Annotated in this window: 18 protein-coding genes; 10 read left to right on the top strand and 8 right to left on the bottom strand. The window is 70.4% G+C overall.

Going from position 1 to position 17,508, the window contains the following annotated elements:
• Positions 1-16 precede the first annotated feature (16 nt).
• The 4 genes from pstA to mshD all read right to left on the bottom strand — a co-directional run bounded on the left by pstA (position 17) and on the right by mshD (position 4,121).
• Positions 17-907 carry a phosphate ABC transporter permease PstA gene (pstA, locus tag LO762_RS14385; RefSeq protein ID WP_230615189.1) on the bottom strand — a complete coding sequence of 297 codons (891 nt, stop codon included), beginning with the start codon at positions 905-907 and terminating at the stop codon, positions 17-19.
• Positions 904-1,884, bottom strand: a complete 981-nt coding sequence (pstC, locus tag LO762_RS14380) for a phosphate ABC transporter permease subunit PstC (RefSeq protein WP_230615187.1) — start codon at positions 1,882-1,884, stop codon at positions 904-906. Before pstC ends, pstA begins: the two co-directional genes overlap by 4 nt.
• Positions 1,885-1,999: 115 nt before the next feature.
• The gene (gene pstS, locus LO762_RS14375; protein WP_230615185.1) at positions 2,000-3,109 is read right to left on the bottom strand and encodes a phosphate ABC transporter substrate-binding protein PstS; all 1,110 of its coding nucleotides are present in this window, start codon (positions 3,107-3,109) and stop codon (positions 2,000-2,002) included.
• Positions 3,110-3,281: 172 nt separating this feature from the next.
• Positions 3,282-4,121 (bottom strand): mycothiol synthase, encoded by an 840-nt coding sequence (gene mshD / locus LO762_RS14370; RefSeq protein ID WP_230615183.1) that lies wholly within the window; start codon positions 4,119-4,121, stop codon positions 3,282-3,284.
• A gap of 155 nt (positions 4,122-4,276) precedes the next feature.
• Here mshD and LO762_RS14365 point away from each other — a divergent pair, with 155 nt between their 5' ends.
• On the top strand, positions 4,277-6,070 hold the full coding sequence (locus LO762_RS14365) for a bifunctional UDP-sugar hydrolase/5'-nucleotidase (protein WP_230615181.1): 1,794 nt from the start codon (positions 4,277-4,279) through the stop codon (positions 6,068-6,070).
• Between the two features lie 53 nt (positions 6,071-6,123).
• Here the strand turns inward: LO762_RS14365 and LO762_RS14360 are convergent, their stop codons facing one another.
• The 3 genes from LO762_RS14360 to LO762_RS14355 form a co-directional block, all read right to left on the bottom strand.
• Positions 6,124-6,513 (bottom strand): hypothetical protein, encoded by a 390-nt coding sequence (locus tag LO762_RS14360; RefSeq protein ID WP_230615879.1) that lies wholly within the window; start codon positions 6,511-6,513, stop codon positions 6,124-6,126.
• A 2-nt stretch (positions 6,514-6,515) separates the two neighbouring features.
• Positions 6,516-6,713, bottom strand: coding sequence for a type II toxin-antitoxin system HicA family toxin (locus LO762_RS33905; RefSeq protein ID WP_374201562.1), 198 nt, complete (start codon positions 6,711-6,713; stop codon positions 6,516-6,518).
• A 207-nt stretch (positions 6,714-6,920) separates the two neighbouring features.
• Positions 6,921-7,634 carry a response regulator transcription factor gene (locus LO762_RS14355; protein WP_230615179.1) on the bottom strand — a complete coding sequence of 238 codons (714 nt, stop codon included), beginning with the start codon at positions 7,632-7,634 and terminating at the stop codon, positions 6,921-6,923.
• Between the two features lie 172 nt (positions 7,635-7,806).
• On the opposite strand from LO762_RS14355, the gene LO762_RS14350 reads away from it, so the two are divergent.
• The 9 genes from LO762_RS14350 (at position 7,807) to LO762_RS14315 (ending at position 14,697) form a co-directional block, all read left to right on the top strand.
• Entirely contained in the window at positions 7,807-8,061 is a 255-nt protein-coding gene (locus LO762_RS14350; protein ID WP_230615177.1) for a MoaD/ThiS family protein, read from the top strand.
• Between the two features lie 79 nt (positions 8,062-8,140).
• A complete protein-coding gene (locus LO762_RS14345; RefSeq protein ID WP_230615176.1) occupies positions 8,141-8,869 on the top strand; it encodes a DUF2993 domain-containing protein in 729 nt (242 codons plus the stop codon).
• A 45-nt stretch (positions 8,870-8,914) separates the two neighbouring features.
• Positions 8,915-9,313, top strand: a complete 399-nt coding sequence (locus tag LO762_RS14340) for a thioredoxin family protein (protein WP_230615174.1) — start codon at positions 8,915-8,917, stop codon at positions 9,311-9,313.
• On the top strand, positions 9,285-9,500 hold the full coding sequence (locus LO762_RS33900; RefSeq protein WP_374201557.1) for a putative leader peptide: 216 nt from the start codon (positions 9,285-9,287) through the stop codon (positions 9,498-9,500). The genes LO762_RS14340 and LO762_RS33900 overlap by 29 nt, the downstream gene beginning before the upstream one ends.
• A gap of 95 nt (positions 9,501-9,595) precedes the next feature.
• Complete coding sequence (locus tag LO762_RS14335) at positions 9,596-10,030, top strand: DUF4395 domain-containing protein (protein ID WP_230615172.1); 435 nt, start codon at positions 9,596-9,598, stop codon at positions 10,028-10,030.
• Entirely contained in the window at positions 10,030-10,869 is an 840-nt protein-coding gene (locus LO762_RS14330; RefSeq protein WP_230615170.1) for a sulfurtransferase, read from the top strand. Before LO762_RS14335 ends, LO762_RS14330 begins: the two co-directional genes overlap by 1 nt.
• A 44-nt stretch (positions 10,870-10,913) precedes the next feature.
• Positions 10,914-11,222, top strand: coding sequence for a DUF1416 domain-containing protein (locus LO762_RS14325; RefSeq protein WP_230615168.1), 309 nt, complete (start codon positions 10,914-10,916; stop codon positions 11,220-11,222).
• 110 nt (positions 11,223-11,332) lie between these two features.
• Positions 11,333-12,694, top strand: a complete 1,362-nt coding sequence (locus LO762_RS14320) for a hypothetical protein (RefSeq protein ID WP_230615166.1) — start codon at positions 11,333-11,335, stop codon at positions 12,692-12,694.
• A 209-nt stretch (positions 12,695-12,903) separates the two neighbouring features.
• Positions 12,904-14,697, top strand: coding sequence for a hypothetical protein (locus tag LO762_RS14315; protein WP_230615164.1), 1,794 nt, complete (start codon positions 12,904-12,906; stop codon positions 14,695-14,697).
• A 4-nt stretch (positions 14,698-14,701) separates the two neighbouring features.
• On the opposite strand, the gene LO762_RS14310 is transcribed toward LO762_RS14315, so the two are convergent.
• Positions 14,702-17,503 carry an ATP-binding protein gene (locus LO762_RS14310; protein WP_308103888.1) on the bottom strand — a complete coding sequence of 934 codons (2,802 nt, stop codon included), beginning with the start codon at positions 17,501-17,503 and terminating at the stop codon, positions 14,702-14,704.
• Positions 17,504-17,508: the final 5 nt, after the last annotated feature.

The raw sequence follows: 17,508 nt of genomic DNA, 5'->3' as shown, positions 1-17,508 counted from the left end.
CCTTGTCTTTCCCGGGCTATCGGATCGAGGTCCTGCGCGCCAGCAGCCGGGCGCCGATGTTCAGGACCATGATGATGAAGATGAGCGTGAGCGCCGCGCCCCAGGCGCGGGCGACCGCCACCTGGTTGGGGTCGCTGGCCTGCTCCCAGATGTAGGTGGGGAGCGAGGACTGGGCGCCCTGGAACGCGTTGAAGTTGATGACCTTGGTGACCCAGATCGTCAACAGCAGCGGCGCCGTCTCGCCCATGACGCGGGCGACGGCCAGCATGATGCCGGTGACGATGCCGGTGAAGGCCGTCGGCAGGACCACCTTCATGACGGTCCGCCAGCGCGGCACGCCCAGCGCGTAGGACGCCTCGCGCAGCTCGTTCGGGACGAGCTTCAGCATCTCCTCCGCCGACCTGACGACGGTCGGGATCATCAGCACGCCGAGGGCGAGCGCGCCGGCGAAACCGGACACCTCGAACCCGAGGACGAGGATCCAGAACGCGAGGACGAACAGGCCCGCGACGATCGACGGGATGCCCGTCATGACGTCCACGAAGAAGCTGATCGTCTTGGCGAGCCGCTTGCCCTGCCCGTACTCGACGAGGTAGACGGCGGTGAGCACCGCGATCGGGATCGACATGGCGCTGGCCAGCGCGACCTGCTCCAGGGTGCCGACGATGGAGTGGTAGACGCCGCCCCCGGCGTCCCGGCCGCCGATGCCGTTCATCGACCGCGTCAGGAAGTCCGCGCTGATGACCTGGACGCCCTCGCTGATCACCTTGTACAGCACGCTCACCAGCGGGATGACCGCGAGCGCGAACGCGACGTAGACGGCGATGAGGACGGTGCGGTCCTTGAGCTTGCGGCCGAGCGACGTCTCGGGGATCGCCTGGCCGGTCTTGGCGGTGAGGACGCTCATTCCGTGAACTCCTTGCGGCGCGAGACGATCGCCCGGGCCGCCATGTTGACGATCATCGTGATGACGAAGAGCACGAGGCCGGACGCGATGAGCGCGCTGCGGCCGATCTCGCCGGACTCGCCGAACGTGCGGACGATGTTCGCGGCGAACGTGTTGCCGCCCGGCTCCAGGATGTGCCAGTTGATCCCGGCGACGGTGGACAGCACGAGCGCGATGGCGACGGTCTCGCCGAGGGCCCGGCCGAGGCCCAGCATCATCGCGCTGATGACGCCGGAGCGGCCGTAGGGCAGTACGGACAGCCGGATGGTCTCCCAGCGGGTCGCGCCGAGCGCCTGGGCGGCCTCGATGTGCGGCGTGGGCACCTGGAGGAACACCTCGCGGGAGATCGACGAGATGATCGGCAGGATCATGATCGCGAGCACCACGGAGCCGATGAACAGGGACTGGCCGCCGACGTTCTCCCCGGCGAACAGCGGGATCCAGCCGAGGTAGGTGTTGAGGAAGCTCACCACGCCGTCGGAGTTCATGACGAGGAAGTGCAGGCCCCACAGGCCGTAGATGATGCTGGGCACGGCGGCGAGCAGGTCCACGATGAACCCGAGGCCGTCGGCCAGCTTGCGCGGCGCGTAGAACGAGATGAACAGGGCGATCCCGATAGCGACCGGCGTCGCCATGAGGAGGGCGAGGAACGCCGACATCACGGTGCCGAAGGCAAGCTGGGCGATGCCGAACCGGGGCGGGTCGCTGTTGGCGCGCCACTCGGTGTCGGTGAGGAAGCTTCCCTGGTTCGCCTGGAGTGCCGGGATGGCCTTCCACACGAGGAAGGCGGCGATCGCGCCCATGATCACCAGGACGAAGACGCCCGAGCCCAGGGCCGCGCCACGGAAGATCTTGTCGCCTCGCCTGCCCGTGCTTATCGCCCGTCTCCTGCGCGACACGCCCACCGCTGCGGTCTGGACGTCGTCGATGCTGGTCACACCAGCCCCTCCCTCGGGATTTTTTGCCGTTTCCCCATAACCGGGTACGGCCCCTCCGCCGTCAGCGGCGGAGGGGCTCGGGTCGTTCTGTGCGCTCAGTGCCCTGCTCGGATCTCTACGCGGCGGAGATCGCGTCGATCGAGGTGCGGACCTTGCTGATGATCTCCGGCGGGAGCGGCGCGTAGCCGAGGCCCTTCAGCGCCTCCTGGCCGGCCTCGGACGCGGTGTAGGTGAGGAACGACTTGACGAACTCACCCTCCTTGCCGGTGAGGCCCTTCTCGCAGGCGATCTCGTAGGTGACCAGGACGATCGGGTAGGCGCCCGGCGTCTTGGCGGCGAAGTCGATCTTCAGCGCGAGGTCGTTGCCGGTGCCGACCACCTGGGCGCCCGCGACGACCTTGGAGGCGGAGTCGGCGGTCAGCTCGGTGTACTCGCCGGCGCCGTTCTTCACCTTGACGGTGGACAGGCTCGCGTTCTCCGCGTAGGACATCTCGACGTAGCCGATGGAGCCCTTGGACTGCTTGACGAGGGTCGTCACGCCGTCGGACTTGGTGCCGCCCTGGCCGCCGGGGGCCGTCCACACCTTGCCGGTCTCGAACGTCCAGATGTCCGGGACGACCGCGGCGAGGTACTTGGTGAAGTTGTCGGTGGTGCCCGACTCGTCGGCGCGGTGGACCGTGGTGATGTTCGTGTCCGGCAGGGTGACGCCGGGGTTGTCGGCGGCGATCGCCGGGTCGTTCCACTTCTTGATCTTGTTGGCGAAGATGTTCGCCAGGGTCTCCGGCGAGAGCTGGAGGCCCTCGACGCCGTCGAGGTTGTAGGCGATCGCGACCGGGCCGACGACCATCGGCAGGTGCAGGGCGGGGTTGCCGGCGCAGCGCGTCTTGGCGGCCTCGGCCTCCTCCGGCTTCATCACGGAGTCGGAGCCGGCGAACGCCGCCTGCTTGCCGTTGAACGCCTCGATGCCCGCGCCGGAGCCGCTCGGGTTGTAGTTGAGAACGGCACCTGCGCAGTTCGCGGTGTAGTTCTTGATCCACTCGTCGACCGCGTTCTTCTGCGCGCTCGAACCCGCGGCGTTGACGGTCGCCTCTACGCAGTTGCCCTCCGGCGCGGCGGCGGTGCCGTTGCCGTTGCCGCTGTTGTCATCGGAGCCGCACGCGGACAGCGCAAGCGCGCCGGTCAGAAGGGCGCCGCCGATGGCTGCGAGCCGAATGCCGTTCTTCACTGGTTGTTCCTCCAGATCGCTGCGGTGATCCCCGTGCTAGGTCAGGGAGGTGGGGTTCACCGTCAGGTCTGAAGCTAGAAAGGCCAGGTGAACGGCTCGGAGCGGTCCAGATGAACGGAGGGTGAACAGCGCCGGGATGCTTCGAGAAGAATGTCTCGATTTGGTATTGCCGTCAGGTGAACGAGCGTCCGAACATCACATCGACCTGGTAACGGCGGAACCCGAGTGACTCGTAAAGCCTTACGGCACTGGTGTTCTCGCCGTCCACATAGAGCAGGACCGTCGCCAGGCCGAGGTCCTTCAGGTGGTGCAGACCACGCAGCGTCAGCGTACGGCCAAGACCGACCCCCTGCTCCGCCGGATCCACCCCGACCACGTAGACCTCGCCCAGACCGTCCGGATGGACCTTCGTCCAATGGAAGCCGACGAGCCGTTGGCCCTTGGTGACGACGAAGAACCCCTTCGGGTCGAACCACGGCTCGCCCATCCGGCGCCGCAGATCCTCCTCCGTCCACTTGCCCTGCTCCGGGTGCGCGGCGAAGGACGCGGCGTTCAGACCGAGCCACGCGGGCGCGTCCGAGGGCTGGAACGTGCGCAGCGTGTACCCGGCGTGGATGCGGGTGACCGGAAGCGGCTCCGCCAGCGCCCTGCGCATCTGGAGCAGCGTCCGCAGCGGGGCCAGGCCGCGCGCCGCCGCGAAGCCCTTGGCCTCCGGCAGATCGCCGTGCGCCCAGATCCGCGCGTCCCCCGGCAGTTCGGCCAGCAGCCGCGCGCCGACGCCGCGGCGCCGGAACGCCGGATCGACGACGGCCTCCGCCGAACCCGCCTCGGTGAAGGCGTACCCGGCCAGCGCGCCGTCCTCGTGGACGAGGTGGTGCTCGCCGCCGCCGTGCCTGACCGCGAGCAGCGTCTGCTCGGACAGGGGGGCGACGCCGTCGGCTGCCGCGGCCCGCTCGGCAAGGCCGAGGACCGCGGCTGACTGCTCGGCTGACAACTCATGCACGACGACCATAGATCACCAGCTTATTCGTCAGTTCGTTCGTACGTCACCACCAGGCCGCACACGGTGCACTCCGTGAGGTTCTCATCAATCTCCAAGTGACACGTATGACCTAGATCTTTAGTGTCTGATGTGGACTCCCGTCTCCAGACCCCCGAAGGATCCAGATGATGCCTTCCAGCCTCGCCCGCGCCCTGGTGGCGGGCGCCGTCGCCGCGGCGGTCCTCGCCGCGGGCAGCGGCGTCCAGGCCAAGCCGAAGCCGCCCAAACCCCCCAAGCCCGAGCCGTCCGTGCCGGTACGGCTGCTCGCCCTCAACGACTTCCACGGCAACCTCGAACCGCCCACCGGATCGTCCGGCCGGATGGTGGACGAGCACGGCGCCACGGTCGACGCGGGCGGCGCCGCCTACGTCGCCGCCTGGATGAAACGTATGACGAACAAGGACACCATCAAGGTGGCCCAAGGCGACCTGATCGGCGCGACGCCGCTCATCTCGGCCGCCTACCACGACGAGCCCAGCGTCGAGTTCCTCGGCGACATCGGCGTCACCGTGTCGTCCGTCGGCAACCACGAGTTCGACGAGGGCTACGCGGAGCTCAAGCGCATCATGAAGGGCGGCTCGCACCCGGTGGACGGGCCGTCGCCCGCCGGGCGCTGGAAGGGCGCCAAGTACGACTACATCGGCGCGAACGTCCTCCTGGAGAAGGGCCGCGACCTGCCGAAGCTGCCCGGCATGGAGGTCCTCAAGAAGATCAAGAAGAAGCGGCTGGACGCGCTCATCCGCCAGTACGGGCTGCCCGCGCTGCCGCCCATCGCCGTCCGGAAGGTGAACGGGCAGCAGGTCGGCTTCATCGGGGCCGTCACCGAGACGACGCCGACGATCGTCACCGCGTCCGGGATCGCCGGGCTGAAGTTCGCGCCGGTCGTGCGCTCGGCCGAGTTCGGGTCCAAGCTGCTCAAGGAGCTCGGCGTCGAGGCCCAGGTGCTGCTCGTGCACGAGGGCGACAACGTGCTCACCGGCCAGTCGCCCGACGCGTGCAGCACCACCACCGACCCCGACGGCAGCGCCGGCGCGGGCACCGAGATCGCCACCCGGGTCGACCCCGAGATCGACCTCATCCTCTCCGGCCACTCCCACCAGGCTTACGTCTGCACGGTGAAGGACCCGGCCGGGAACGACCGCCTCTACAGCCAGGGCGGCTCCTTCGGCCGCGTCATCTCCCAGGTGGACCTGAAGGTCTTCAAGAAGTCCGGCGAGATCGACCGGACCTCGGTGAAGATCGACAACCAGATCGTCACCCGGGACATCCCGGCCGACGCGAAGACCGAGCGGTTCGTCCAGACCTGGAAGGACAGGGTCGCGGCGGTCGCGAACCAGCCCGTCGGCTCCCTCTCCGCGGACCTGACCCGCACCCAGACGCCGTCGGGCGAGTCCACCCTCGGCAACCTCATCGCCGACGCCCAGCTCGCCGCCACGGCGGCCGAGGGCGGCGCCCAGATCGCCCTCATGAACCCCGGCGGCATCCGCGCCGACCTCCCTTACGCCCCCGACGGCGTCGTCACCTACGGCGAGGCGTTCGCCGTCCAACCCTTCAACAACCTCATGCAGGTCGTCACCCTCACCGGCGCCCAACTGGACGCCCTCCTAGAACAACAGTGGACCCCCACCCGCACCGCCGTCCTCCTCCCCTCCGCCTCCCTCACCTACACCGCCACCCTCACCAACCCCTTCGGCGACCGAGTCTCCGCCCTGAAGATCAACGGCACCCCAGTAGACCCGGCCGCCTCCTACCGCGTGGCTGCCAACAACTTCCTAGTCGGCGGCGGAGACGCCTTCTCCACCTTCACCCAGGCCACCAACCTCTGGTCCGGCCCCCTGGACCTCGACGCCTTCACCAACTACCTCAAGACCAACTCCCCGGTCTCCCCACCCCCCACCACCCGAATCACCCTCAACTAACCCTCCCCCCGAGGACCCCCACGTCACCACGCGGGGGTCCTCCTGCTGGGGCGTCAGGCGCCCTGGTCGGGGTTCCCGTGGGCGGTGAGCAACTGAGAGACGCGTTGGGGGGAGACGTGGAGGACGGTGGCTATTTCTCGGCCGGTGAGTCCTTCGCGCTTGAGCTTGCACGCGACGGTCCGGGTTGAGCGTGCGGCCTCGGCGGCGGCGGACTGGGCGGCGGCAGTAGCCTCGCGGGCGGCCCGCATCTCCTCGTCGAGACTCTCGCCCACGCTCGGGACGAGCAGCACCGAGAAGGTGTCCGGGGGGATGTCGAGTTCGAGCGCGATGTAGTCGCGGGCGGTGGCTTCGGCCTCGGTCAACCGGCGGACCTGTGTCACGCCGACGCCCTCGATGTGGAGTTCCCATCCGCGTTCCCAGCGCAGGGCACGCACCGTGTACATGGTCACCGCATCCACCCCTCCGGCAGGCACTTCAGACGATCAACGGTGTCCCCCACCACACCCGGCGACACTTCGCGGTGTCGCGGCAGGATCGCCGTGTGCTGGCCGCACGGGCAGATCCACTTGGTATGGCGCCCCGTGTCGGAACGGATCACGCAACCGTGTCTACGCAAGGCCCTCACGAGGTCTCTTAGTTTCATCGCCTTTGGCACGAGGCTAAATCTAGAGGCCCTAGACGTCAAGTCGCTGGCGTATCCGGAAAACTACGCTAAGGCGTGATGGCTGGTCCGGTTATGCGGCATTTGGGGGGTGGGGGAAAGGTGAAGGCCCCCGGGCGGTGGGCGCGGGGGCCGTCGGGGCGGGCCTACTGGGTGGTAGAACGTTCCAGGGGCCCGTGGAGCCGGGGATCAGGGCTTGGCGGCGAGGGCCTCTTCCTGGTCGCCGGGGCGGTGGTCGGGGACGAAGCGGTAGCCGACGTTGCGGACGGTGCCGATCAGGGACTCGTACTCCGCGCCGAGCTTGGCGCGCAGGCGGCGCACGTGGACGTCCACGGTGCGGGTGCCGCCGAAGTAGTCGTAACCCCAGACCTCCTGCAGCAACTGGGCGCGGGTGAAAACCCGGCCAGGGTGCTGCGCGAGGTACTTCAGCAGCTCGAACTCCTTGAAGGTGAGATCGAGCACCCGGCCGCGAAGCCGAGCGGTGTAGGTCGCCTCGTCGATGGTCAGGTCGCCCGACCTGATCTCGCCCGGCTGGTCCTCCTGCTCACCGGCCGACGAACGGCCGATCGCGAGCCGGAGCCTGGCCTCGACCTCGGCCGGACCCGACGCCTGCAGCAGCACATCGTCAAGACCCCACTCGGGGGTGAGCGCGGCCAGGCCGCCCTCGGTGACGACGGCCAGCAGCGGGCAGTCAAGACCGGTCGTGCGCAGCAACCGGCACAGGCTCTTGGCCTGCACCAGGTCACGGCGCGCGTCGACGAGGATCACGTCGGCCGGTGGTGCGTCGATCAGGGCGGACGCCTCCGCCGGAGCGACGCGGATCGAGTGCAAGAGCAAACCCAACGCCGGAAGAACCTCGTCTGACGGTTCCAGAGCGTTGGTGAGCAACAGCAAGCTGCTCAACGGCCGCCTCCCTCTCTTGCCCTTTCGGGGTGGAATCTCCCCTTAAAGACGTCAAGGACCCGGGGGCCTCATCGCCCGGATCCTTCGCTAGAAGCTTATACGAGCCCTCGAAACCGGCAATGGCCGGCCGACCGATTCATTACGGGCGATACATGAATGAGATCCTTGGACGATGGCCAACGGAGTGATCCGCTACTGGGCCGCGGCCAAGGCCGCCGCCGGTGTCGCAGAGGAACCCTACGCCGCCGCGACAGTCGCCGAAGCGCTGGAAAACGCCTGCGCCGTACGGGATGCGGAGTTCCGGCGGGTCCTGGCGCGCAGCTCGTTCCTGCTCGACGGCGCGCCCGTCGGCACCCGCCCGCACGCCGCGGTGCCGCTCACCGAGGGCGGTGTTCTTGAGGTGCTGCCCCCCTTCGCCGGTGGCTGATCTCACATTTCGGAACTTTTCCGGCGTTACCATCCGTCACACCCGTGTCGTAGGTGGTCCAGGGGAGCGCGGAGGTTCCATGCGCAAGGTGCTGATCGTCCTGCTCGTCCTGCTGCTCGGCGGCCTGTTCGCCGCCGACAGGTTCGCCGAGTCCCGGGCCGAGGCCGAGGTCGCGCGGCAGGTCGCCAACGAGTACGGGCTCGCCTCGACGCCGTCGGTGGAGTTCGGCGGATGGTCGTTCCTCGCGCAGGCGATAGGCGGCACCTATGACTCGGTCGACGTCAAGATCGGCGACTACACCGATCATTACGCCACCGGCGTCTACGACGAGAAGGGCACGACCCTCCACGACGTCTCCGTCCGGCTGGAGGGCCTGCACGCCCCCCTCAGCGACGTGATGAGCGGCGACGCCACCGGAATCACGGCCGACCGGGCGACGGCCACCGGGGTGATCCCCTACGAGACGATCCAGGAGGCCCTTGCCTCGCGCGGCGTGACGGCGGTCTCCCAGTCCCCTGAAGGGCATGTCCTGGCCAGGGGCGTCTACCCGGCGCCGCTGATGGGTCAGGTGCCCGTCGAGGTGACGGTCTCGCTCAGGGTGACGGACCAGGGTGTCGCCGTCGTGCCGGAGAAGGTCGCGGCCGTGGGCATCCAGCTTCCCTTGGACGCCGTCAAGCAGGCGTTCACCTACACGATCCCCGTGACGGATCTCGCGTTCGGCGCGAAGATCACCGCCGTCGTCCCGGTGGCGACCGGGCTGCGGGTCACCGGCGAGGCCGTGAACGTGCCGCTGAACCAGCGCGCCTGACGCCCCGGGGGACGCCCCCACCGGGCGATCGCATACATTCCAGGTATGACCGGTCTCATCGCCGCCGCCGCGACGCTCGCGGCGGCCACCGTCTTCGGGCTGGTCTGGCAGCGGCGGACCGGACGGCTGAAGGCGCAGAACGCCGCGGACAAGCCCCGCGCCTGGGAGTTCGAGCTCGGCGAGCGGGCCACCCTGCTCCAGTTCTCCAGCGCGTTCTGCGCGCCGTGCCGGGCGACCCGGCGCGTCCTGGAGGACGTCGCGGGCATGGTCGAGGGTGTGCGGCACGTCGAAGTGGACGCCGAGGCGCACCTGGACCTCGTCCGCGAGCTCGGCGTTCTCAAGACTCCTACCGTGTTCGTCCTGGACGGCGCGGGCTCGATCGTGCAACGTGCGTCGGGACAGCCGCGCAAGGCCGATGTCATCGCGGTACTGGGCCGGGTGTGACGGACTTGAGCAGGTGAAACGATCTTCTAACCGCGAGGTAACCGTCTCGTCATACGAGACGGGGGTGACAGGCGGCGGCAAGGCTCGTAACATCGTGTCCGTGCGTTACTGGACAGAGCAGATGCTGACGAAGCGGCGGGCGGTCGATTACTGCCGCGTCGCGACAGCGCTCTGTCGCATGGCCTGAGAACAGCCGCAGCCGCTGTCGCGAGGGGAAGGTCTTTTTCCTCTCGCACCGTCCAGGCGCCCGCACTTCTGCTTCCTGAGGGAGCGAAATCCGTCATGAAAGTCGACCCCAGAGGTCAGCGGTTCACTGCTGCGCTCACCTCGATCGTCCTGGTGGCGGTGCTCATCACCGGAAGTTGGGTGCTGCTCGCCGCTCAGGCCGTGGTGTTCGCGATCGGAGTCTTCTTCGGACTGCGTCACCATCCGTACGGGCTGGTCTTCGCCCGCCTGGTACGGCCGCGCTTGGGCCCGCCGGGTGAACTCGAGGACGAGGCACCGCCGCGTTTCGCGCAGGGTGTCGGTCTCGCGTTCGCGCTGGTGGGCGTGGCCGGATACAGCCTGGGAATCTCGTGGCTGGGGATCGCAGCCACCGCATTCGCCCTCGGGGCGGCGTTCCTGAACGCCGCGTTCGGGTTCTGCCTCGGGTGCGAGATGTTTCTGCTCATCAAGCGTGTTTCACCGAAGAAGAAGAACTCTGAGGAGGTTCTGTAATGAGCCGCAACGACGTCCTGGTGGACGCCGCCTGGGTCGAAGCCAACCTCGACGCTCCCGGCCTCGTGCTGGTCGAGGTCGACGAGGACGTCTCCGCCTACGACAAGGGTCACATCCGTGGCGCGATCAAGATCGACTGGCAGAGCGAGCTGCAGGACCCGGTCCGCCGCGACTTCGTGGACAAGGTCGGCTTCGAGCAGCTCCTGTCGTCGAAGGGCATCGCGAACGACGACACCGTGATCCTGTACGGCGGTAACAACAACTGGTTCGCGGCCTACGCGTACTGGTACTTCAAGCTCTACGGCCACGAGAACGTCAAGCTGCTCGACGGCGGCCGCAAGAAGTGGGAGCTGGACTCCCGCGAGCTGGTCACCGACGTGCCGACCCGCCCGGCCACCTCCTACGAGGCCAAGGAGCAGGACCTCGCGATCCGCGCCTTCCGCGACGAGGTCGTCGACGCGATCGGCACCAAGGGCCTGATCGACGTCCGCTCTCCCGACGAGTTCAGCGGCAAGCTGCTGGCCCCGGCCCACCTGCCGCAGGAGCAGGCGCAGCGCGCCGGCCACGTGCCGACCGCCGCGAACATCCCGTGGTCGAAGGCCGCGAACGACGACGGCACCTTCAAGTCGGACGAGGAGCTCCGCGAGCTCTACACCGAGGCCGGGGTGAACCTCGACAACCCGATCATCGCCTACTGCCGGATCGGCGAGCGTTCCTCGCACACCTGGTTCGCGCTGCGCGAGCTGCTGGGCCTGCCCGACGTCAAGAACTACGACGGTTCCTGGACCGAGTACGGCTCGCTGGTGGGCGTGCCGATCGAGCTCGGCGCCGCCAAGTAAGACCTGATTCCCCCCGTCCGGAATCACAGAGGGAGAGAAACATCATGACCCAGGGTTGCGCCGCCCCTGCCCAGACCGCCCACCTTCCGGCCACCGTCGACCTCGCCAACGAGGCCGTCATCCAGGGAACCGTCCTGCGCGACGGCTCCCCGGTGTCCGGTGCCTACGCCCGCCTGCTCGACGCCAGCGGTGAGTTCACCGCCGAGGTCGTCACCAGCGAGGAGGGTGTGTTCCGCTTCTTCGCCGCCGACGGTTCCTGGACCGTCCGCGTTCTGGCCCCGGGCGGGGTCAGCGTGGACTCGTCGGTGACGGCGGAGACCGGTGCGATCGCCGGCCTCGAAGTCGCCATCTAGCCGGACGGGCCACCGTTCGTCGAAGGGCCCCGTGACGCTCACCGCGTCGTGGGGCCCTTCTGTGTGAGGCGGGTGGGGCCGGACACCAACAAAAGGTAAAGTGCGTTCGTATGGCCAACGCCGGCAACCACGACCCGTTCCAGTACCAGCAGGAACCGCCCCCGCAGGCGGGCGACGAGACGCATCTGGGCACCCCGCTGGTACAGCCGGGTCAGCCGCAGGGCGCGCCGCCCTCCTTCGCCCAGCCGGGTGCCGCGCCCGCCGCCGAGGCAGTCCCGCCGCCCCCCGCCGACGCCGCGCAGCCGTTCGGGCAGCCGCCCGGCACGCCCCCGCCGTTCGCGCGGGCGGCCGAGGCGCAGGGCACGCCCGCGTTCGGGCAGCCGCCGGGCACGCCGCCGCCGTTCGCCGTCCAACCTCCCGGCCCCGCCTTCAGCCAGCCCCCGGGCGTTCCGGGCCCCGCCTTCGGCCAGCCGCCGTTCGCGCAGGGGGCCGAGGCGCCGGGCGCGCCCGCGTTCGGGCAGTCGCCCGGCACACCGCAGCCGTTCGCCTTCGGGCAGCCGCAGGGTGTCCCGGACGCGGCGTTCGGCCAGCCGCCCGGCGCGCCGCAGCCGTTCGTGCCGGGTCCCGCGTTCGCGCAGGCGCCCGGCGCGCCGTTCGCCCATCCGCCGGGGACGCCGCAGCCGTTCGCGGTGGGCGGGTATCCGCCGCCGCCGGGCACGCCGGCGCCGTTCGGGCAGGGCGGGTTCCCGCCGCCTCCGCCGCCCGTGCGGCCGAGCGGGAAGAAGCCGCTGCTGATCGTCGGCGGTGTTGTCGCGGCGGTGCTGCTCGTGGTGGTCGGCGCCGTCGTCGGTCTCGGCGGCAAGAAGGGCAAGCGGGGTGTGGACGTGGACGCGCCGCCGGTGGCCATCGAGGTGCCGACGGTCGACGTCCCGTCGCTCCCGCCCCTTCCCGAGGTGACGGTTCCGCCGCTGGAGGTCCCGACGCCGCCGAGCGGCGCGCCGCGCCAGGTGCCGGGCAACGTCCTCAAGGTGAGCCTGCGGACCTCGGACGGCGTCTTCCGGCGGGCGGGCACGGCGCAGGGCAAGTGCTCGGAGATCTCGCCTGAGACCCTCAAGGAGGTGCTGGCGAAGAACCCGTGCAGGGGGAACTTCAGGGGCGCGGTGTACGCGAGCCCCGGCAAGGGCGCCGTCGTGACGGTCGTGATCATGCCGATCCGGACGGCGGGCGCGGCGGAGACGGTGAAGCGGGCGAAGCGGTACCCGTATCTGATCGAGCCGAAGAAGGGGAGCGGCGTCAAGCAGATCGGGAACAAGCGCGTCTACACCTGGAGCCACATCCACATCTCGGGCAACCTGCTCGTCTTCTCGATGGCCTACCGCAGTGACCTCGCCAAGCAGGACAAGGGTGGCGTCGCGAACCAGGCGTCGGCGACCCTCGGGACGGCGGTCAGCACCGCGCTGCTGACGCGGTGACGCGGCACGGCCGTCATCGGCCAGTCGGACGATCATCCCGTTAGCCCGGTTTGGCGGTTTGTGTCCGACTTGGCATAAAGGCTACCGACCTGTTCCGTTGAACTCCGGGCAGAAGACGGGCAACCTTCTTACGCTGTCACCAGTGGAAAACCTCCGCGGGGTAAGGAGCCCCCGCGACACGGAGGGGCCCCGGACGTGGACGACATGAGGTGGACCGCACGGTTATGGAGCGGCTCTTCGTCGGCTGGCGCTACGACCTGGCGCACCCCGACCCGGGTCCTGCGCCCAGGCCCCCGGCGCCGCACGTGCACGCCAAGCCCACCTGGCGGGAGGACGCCGAGCGGTACGAGGGCGAGACGCTGCTCAACCGGCCGCTCAAGTACACCGCGGCCGGGGCGGGCGCGGGCGCCGTGCTGCTCGTCGCGCTCACCGCGCTCGGCTGGCTGCACTGGCCGTTCGCGCTCGTCGGGCTGCTCGCCTGCGCCGTCATCGCGGGCATCACCGGCTGGGCCATCTGGCAGGGCGAGCAGGCCATGCGCATCCGCCGCCGCGCCGACCGGGCCCGCCGCGACCGCGAGGTCGCCAGGATCGAGCAGCGTCGCGCCGAGGCCGAGGACGGCTACACCCGCGCCCGCGAACGCTGGGAAGAGCAGCGCGCCGCCTACGAGGCACAGCGCGAGTGGCACCCCGTGCCCGTCCCGCCCGGCGTCGACAGGATCGACGTCGCGGGCGGCACCCTCGCGGGCTGGTCGGCGGCCGTGACGCTCATGGGCGCGGCAAGGCTCGCCGCGGGCTCCCAGGTGACGGTCCTCGACCTCTCCGAAGGCGCCGTCGCGCGCGACCTCCTGCGCGTCGCGGGTGACGACCCCCTCGTCTGGGTCCTACCGGCCGACCTGCGCAGGTTCGACCTGGGCGCCCAGCTCTCCCCGTCGGCCCTCGCGGACGTGCTCTCGGTCGTCGTGAACGCGACCGAAGCCGAGTCGACGGTACGGGACACGTCCATCGACAACTCCATCCTGGAACGCGTCGTGTCCGTCCTGGGCGGCACCCCGCGCATCGCAAGGATCACCGCCGCCCTACGCGCCCTCGCCCAGGTCGGCGACCCGCGCGACGACCTGCGCGCGGGCCTGCTCACCGAGGCCGAACTCGCCAGGCTGACCACGCTGTTCGGCCGCACCGCCGCCGACCGCGTCGTGCTGGAGCGGGCCTGGACGCTGGAGTCGCAGCTGAACAAGCTGGACGACCTCGGCGCGGAAGCCGTCCACCTGCCTCCGGCGCGGCTCAAGGTGATCTCGCTCGACCGTAAGGCAGGGGTGCTCACCAACAAGGTGCTCGGCACGTACGTCACGACGGTCGTCACGCATCTGCTGAGGCAGTCGCCGACCCAGCACCCGTGGGGGCACACCGTCTTCCTGTGCGGCGCGGAGAAGCTGCGCGGCGACGTCCTGGACCGGCTGACGGACGCGTGCGAGACCACCGCGACGGGGCTCGTCCTGCTGTACCGGACGATCCCGCCGCACGTGCGCGAGCGGCTCGGCCGGGGCAACGCCGCCGTCGGGTTCATGCGCCTCGGCAACGCCGACGACGCGGCCGCCGCGGCCGCCTACCTGGGCGCGGACAGGCGTCTCCTGCTCGCCGAACTCACGGAGAAGGCGACCCCCGAGGAACCCACCGGCCCCTACCCTTCGACGATCGCCTACGCGCGACGTAAGCGGGCCGAACAAGCACTGACGGCGCCCATCGCGGTGCCCACCCAACCCAGCCCGGCCCTGTTGGACGCGATCCGTACCGGCCCGTGGCCTCGGACCGTCGCGGACGCCCCCACCCCCCAGCCCACCCGGGAGCTGCGCCCCGAGCGCCGCCAGCTCCAGGACCTTCCGCCCACCGCGATGGTTTTCACCCACGCCAACACCATCCACCTCGTGGACGCCAACCCGGGCATCGCCACCCTCCCGACCGCGACGCCGCTGGAGTCCGAGCCGACAGAGAACCCACGGGCCTGACGGATCAGTGCGTGGAGTGGCCCGGCGCCTCGTCCTCCGGCGGGGTGACGTGCCGGGTCGGCCACGACAGCACGGCGGGCAGCCACGGCGTGCCCAGCGCCTCGGTAAGCCGGTCCAGGTGCTCTTCCGGAGGCAGGCCCACCGAGACGGTGTCGAGGTCCGTCTCAAAAGGGTCCGGCGCGTCGCCGACGAGCGCGGTGAGGGCCGGCGGCCGGTTCGTCGGGAGATACATCGACAGCGGATGACGGCGCAGCGAACGCAGCCGCTGCCCCACCTTCGCGTCCGGCGACCTGCCCTTCAGGGACAGCAGCGGATAGTCCAGCGCAGGCGCGAGCGCGTGGGGGTCCAGCTCGGGAGCGTCCAAAGGCAGAAGCTTGTCCACCTCGTGCAACCAGCGCACCTGAGGGATGACGAACCCGGGGCCGCCCTGAACGGCCTGCTTTCCGGCCAGGAGCAGGCCCGCCGCCGAGGTGACGGCCACCGTCAGGTCCAACGGATTGAACGTGGCGCGCAACGCCCGCGCGCGCCGCCCCACGGTGTGGTCCACCACGGTCGCCAGCATGCACTCGCGGGTGCGCGGGGCGAGCCTTCCCCACGCGCGCTCCAACTCCGCCGGTACCGACGGCAGCGGCCGGTTCACCAGATGGGCGAGCACCAGCACGTCCGTCCAGAGCCGCAGCCACGCCTGCTCGGCGGCCGTCGCCAGCAGCTCCGCCTCGCGCAGCTCCCGCAGCGAGCAGGCGCGGCCCGAACGGCACTCCGCACCGCACGCCACCGAGCGGCGGCCCGCGATCGGCGGCGGCGGGCTCGGCATCCGCCGCTCCCGGTGCTCGCCGTGCGGGATCCGCACCCGCAGCGGCCGGTCCATGCCGTCCGCGAACACCGCCGCGACGCCCGGACGCAGCGAGACGACCTCGCGCGACTGGTCCGGGTCCAGGTTCATCGCCGCGCCCACCACATGCCTGTCATCGAACGCCGGAAGCCGGTGCACGATCTTCAACGCGGTGTTCTTGACCACGTCAGGGATGAGCTTCACCGGGATCTGCTCGGCCACCACGATGCCCTCGCCGTAAGCGCGGATCTCCGCCAGCAGCCCGGCGAACAGCTCGACGGCGTGCGCGCTCGCGTGCTCACGGTGCCGTAGCAGCCGGTGCGCCTCCTCGATGACGATGACGTGCCGCAGGCCCGGCGCCCGCTCTTCCCGCGCCCGCATCCGCAGGTGCTCCACGACCCGGATGATGAGCGTGCCCATGAGGAACGCCTTGTCCTCGTCGTTGGCGACGTCCTCGATCGCGAGCACCACGTTGTCGCGCAGGAGGCCGCCGATGTCAGCGTCATGGCCGCCTTCGAAGAACCTCCCGGCCGACCCGATCCGCAGCGACCTGAGACGGACGTCCACAAAGCCCTTCACGTCGGCCATCAGCTCCTTGCCGTAGCCGACGTCGTCGATGACGGCCAAGGCGGCCCGCTGGAGCTGCTCCAAGGTCGGCACCGCAGGCGGGACGCGCCCGCCCGGCCTGCCCTCACCCGTCACCACGTCCCAGCCGCACTCCTCGTACACCCGCTGGAGCGCCTGCGCGATGATCTGCGGGAACGGCTCGTCCGCCGCGAACGCCGCCTGGAACAGCGCCCTGACCATGTCGATGTGCGCCTGCACCGGATAGCCCGGCTCGGGCGCCAGCGGGTTCACCGAGAGCGGCACCGCCGCCGGATCCGAAGGGTTCACCACCGTGACGGGCGCGCCGATCCGGCCCGCCATCGCCGCGTACTCCGACTTGGCCGGCTCGATCGCCAGCCACGGGACGCCCGCCGCCGTCAACTGCTCCAGCAGGTGCCTCACCGTCTGGGACTTGCCCGAACCCGTCGCGCCCGTGACGAACGCGTGCCGGTTCAGCGTCTCCAGCGGCACGCCGAACGAGCCGACCGGCCTGTCCCGCCCGTCCAGGATGTCGCCGAGCACGAGGCCGCCCCCCGGCGTCTCCGAGGTGACGTCGAAGAAGCCCGCGTCCAGGACCCGCACGCCCGGCACCTCGCGCCGGGGCAGGCCCGCCAGCGGCGCCAGGACGCCAGCCGTCGCGCCGAACGGGAAACCCTCCTCCTCGCCCGACAGCGCCTCGCCCAGCGTCAGGATCGAGCGTGCCGTGCGCAGCCGGTACGGGTGGTGGCCCAGCTCCACCGAGCCGACCAGGACGGGCGCGACCCGCTCCAGATCGGCGGCGTCCGCCGCGCCCGCGAGCACCCTGACGTCCCACAGGCCGCCCTCGCGGTAGGCGTCGAGCTCCGCGAGCCTGCGCTCGACCCGCTCCGCGCCGCCCTGCTCGTCCCGGCGGGCCATCCGCAGCTCGTGGCGGAGCGCCCGGACCTCGTCGTCCAGCTCGGCCTCCGGGCGCGGCACCGCCGTCACCAGCCAGCCGAACGGGCGGTCCAGCAGCGTCACCAGCATCGACTCGAACAGAGTCGCGCCCTCGGCTCCCGCCGACGGAAGCGGTGGCGCCTGCCTGCCCGGACACCGCTTCCACACAAGCCGGGACGCCTCGGTGAGCCACTCCTCGCCGCGCCGCCTACCGCGCGCCCCGTTGGGGAACAGGGGGCCGCCGTCACCCGACACCGCGTTCGTCACCAGCTCCAGCGGCACCCCGCCGCCGCGCGACAGCCACCCGACGGCGAACGGCCGCCTCCGCTGCGCCGCCGACAGCACGGCGGGCAGCACCGTCAGGAAGTCCCACTCGGCGGAGGAGGGACGCTGCGCCGCCAGCACCGCCTCGATCCGGATCCACGGCCCCGGCAGGGGTGCCCACGCGCCCACCGGCG

The organism is Actinocorallia sp. API 0066 (assembly GCF_020991275.1).
Lineage (GTDB): Bacteria > Actinomycetota > Actinomycetes > Streptosporangiales > Streptosporangiaceae > Actinocorallia.
This window is presented reverse-complemented; position numbering and strand designations above follow the sequence as displayed.

Bases quoted from the DNA above. Each gene is read 5' to 3' on its own strand.
- LO762_RS14350 (WP_230615177.1), top strand. From the start codon at position 7,807: ATGGCCAACGGAGTGATCCGCTACTGGGCCGCGGCCAAGGCCGCCGCC.
- LO762_RS33900 (WP_374201557.1), top strand. From the start codon at position 9,285: ATGTCATCGCGGTACTGGGCCGGGTGTGACGGACTTGAGCAGGTGAAA.
- LO762_RS14365 (WP_230615181.1), top strand. From the start codon at position 4,277: ATGATGCCTTCCAGCCTCGCCCGCGCCCTGGTGGCGGGCGCCGTCGCC.
- LO762_RS14325 (WP_230615168.1), top strand. From the start codon at position 10,914: ATGACCCAGGGTTGCGCCGCCCCTGCCCAGACCGCCCACCTTCCGGCC.
- LO762_RS33905 (WP_374201562.1), bottom strand. From the start codon at position 6,713: ATGAAACTAAGAGACCTCGTGAGGGCCTTGCGTAGACACGGTTGCGTG.
- LO762_RS14335 (WP_230615172.1), top strand. From the start codon at position 9,596: ATGAAAGTCGACCCCAGAGGTCAGCGGTTCACTGCTGCGCTCACCTCG.
- LO762_RS14360 (WP_230615879.1), bottom strand. From the start codon at position 6,513: ATGTACACGGTGCGTGCCCTGCGCTGGGAACGCGGATGGGAACTCCAC.
- LO762_RS14330 (WP_230615170.1), top strand. From the start codon at position 10,030: ATGAGCCGCAACGACGTCCTGGTGGACGCCGCCTGGGTCGAAGCCAAC.
- LO762_RS14345 (WP_230615176.1), top strand. From the start codon at position 8,141: ATGCGCAAGGTGCTGATCGTCCTGCTCGTCCTGCTGCTCGGCGGCCTG.
- mshD (WP_230615183.1), bottom strand. From the start codon at position 4,121: ATGGTCGTCGTGCATGAGTTGTCAGCCGAGCAGTCAGCCGCGGTCCTC.
- LO762_RS14320 (WP_230615166.1), top strand. From the start codon at position 11,333: ATGGCCAACGCCGGCAACCACGACCCGTTCCAGTACCAGCAGGAACCG.
- LO762_RS14340 (WP_230615174.1), top strand. From the start codon at position 8,915: ATGACCGGTCTCATCGCCGCCGCCGCGACGCTCGCGGCGGCCACCGTC.
- pstA (WP_230615189.1), bottom strand. From the start codon at position 907: ATGAGCGTCCTCACCGCCAAGACCGGCCAGGCGATCCCCGAGACGTCG.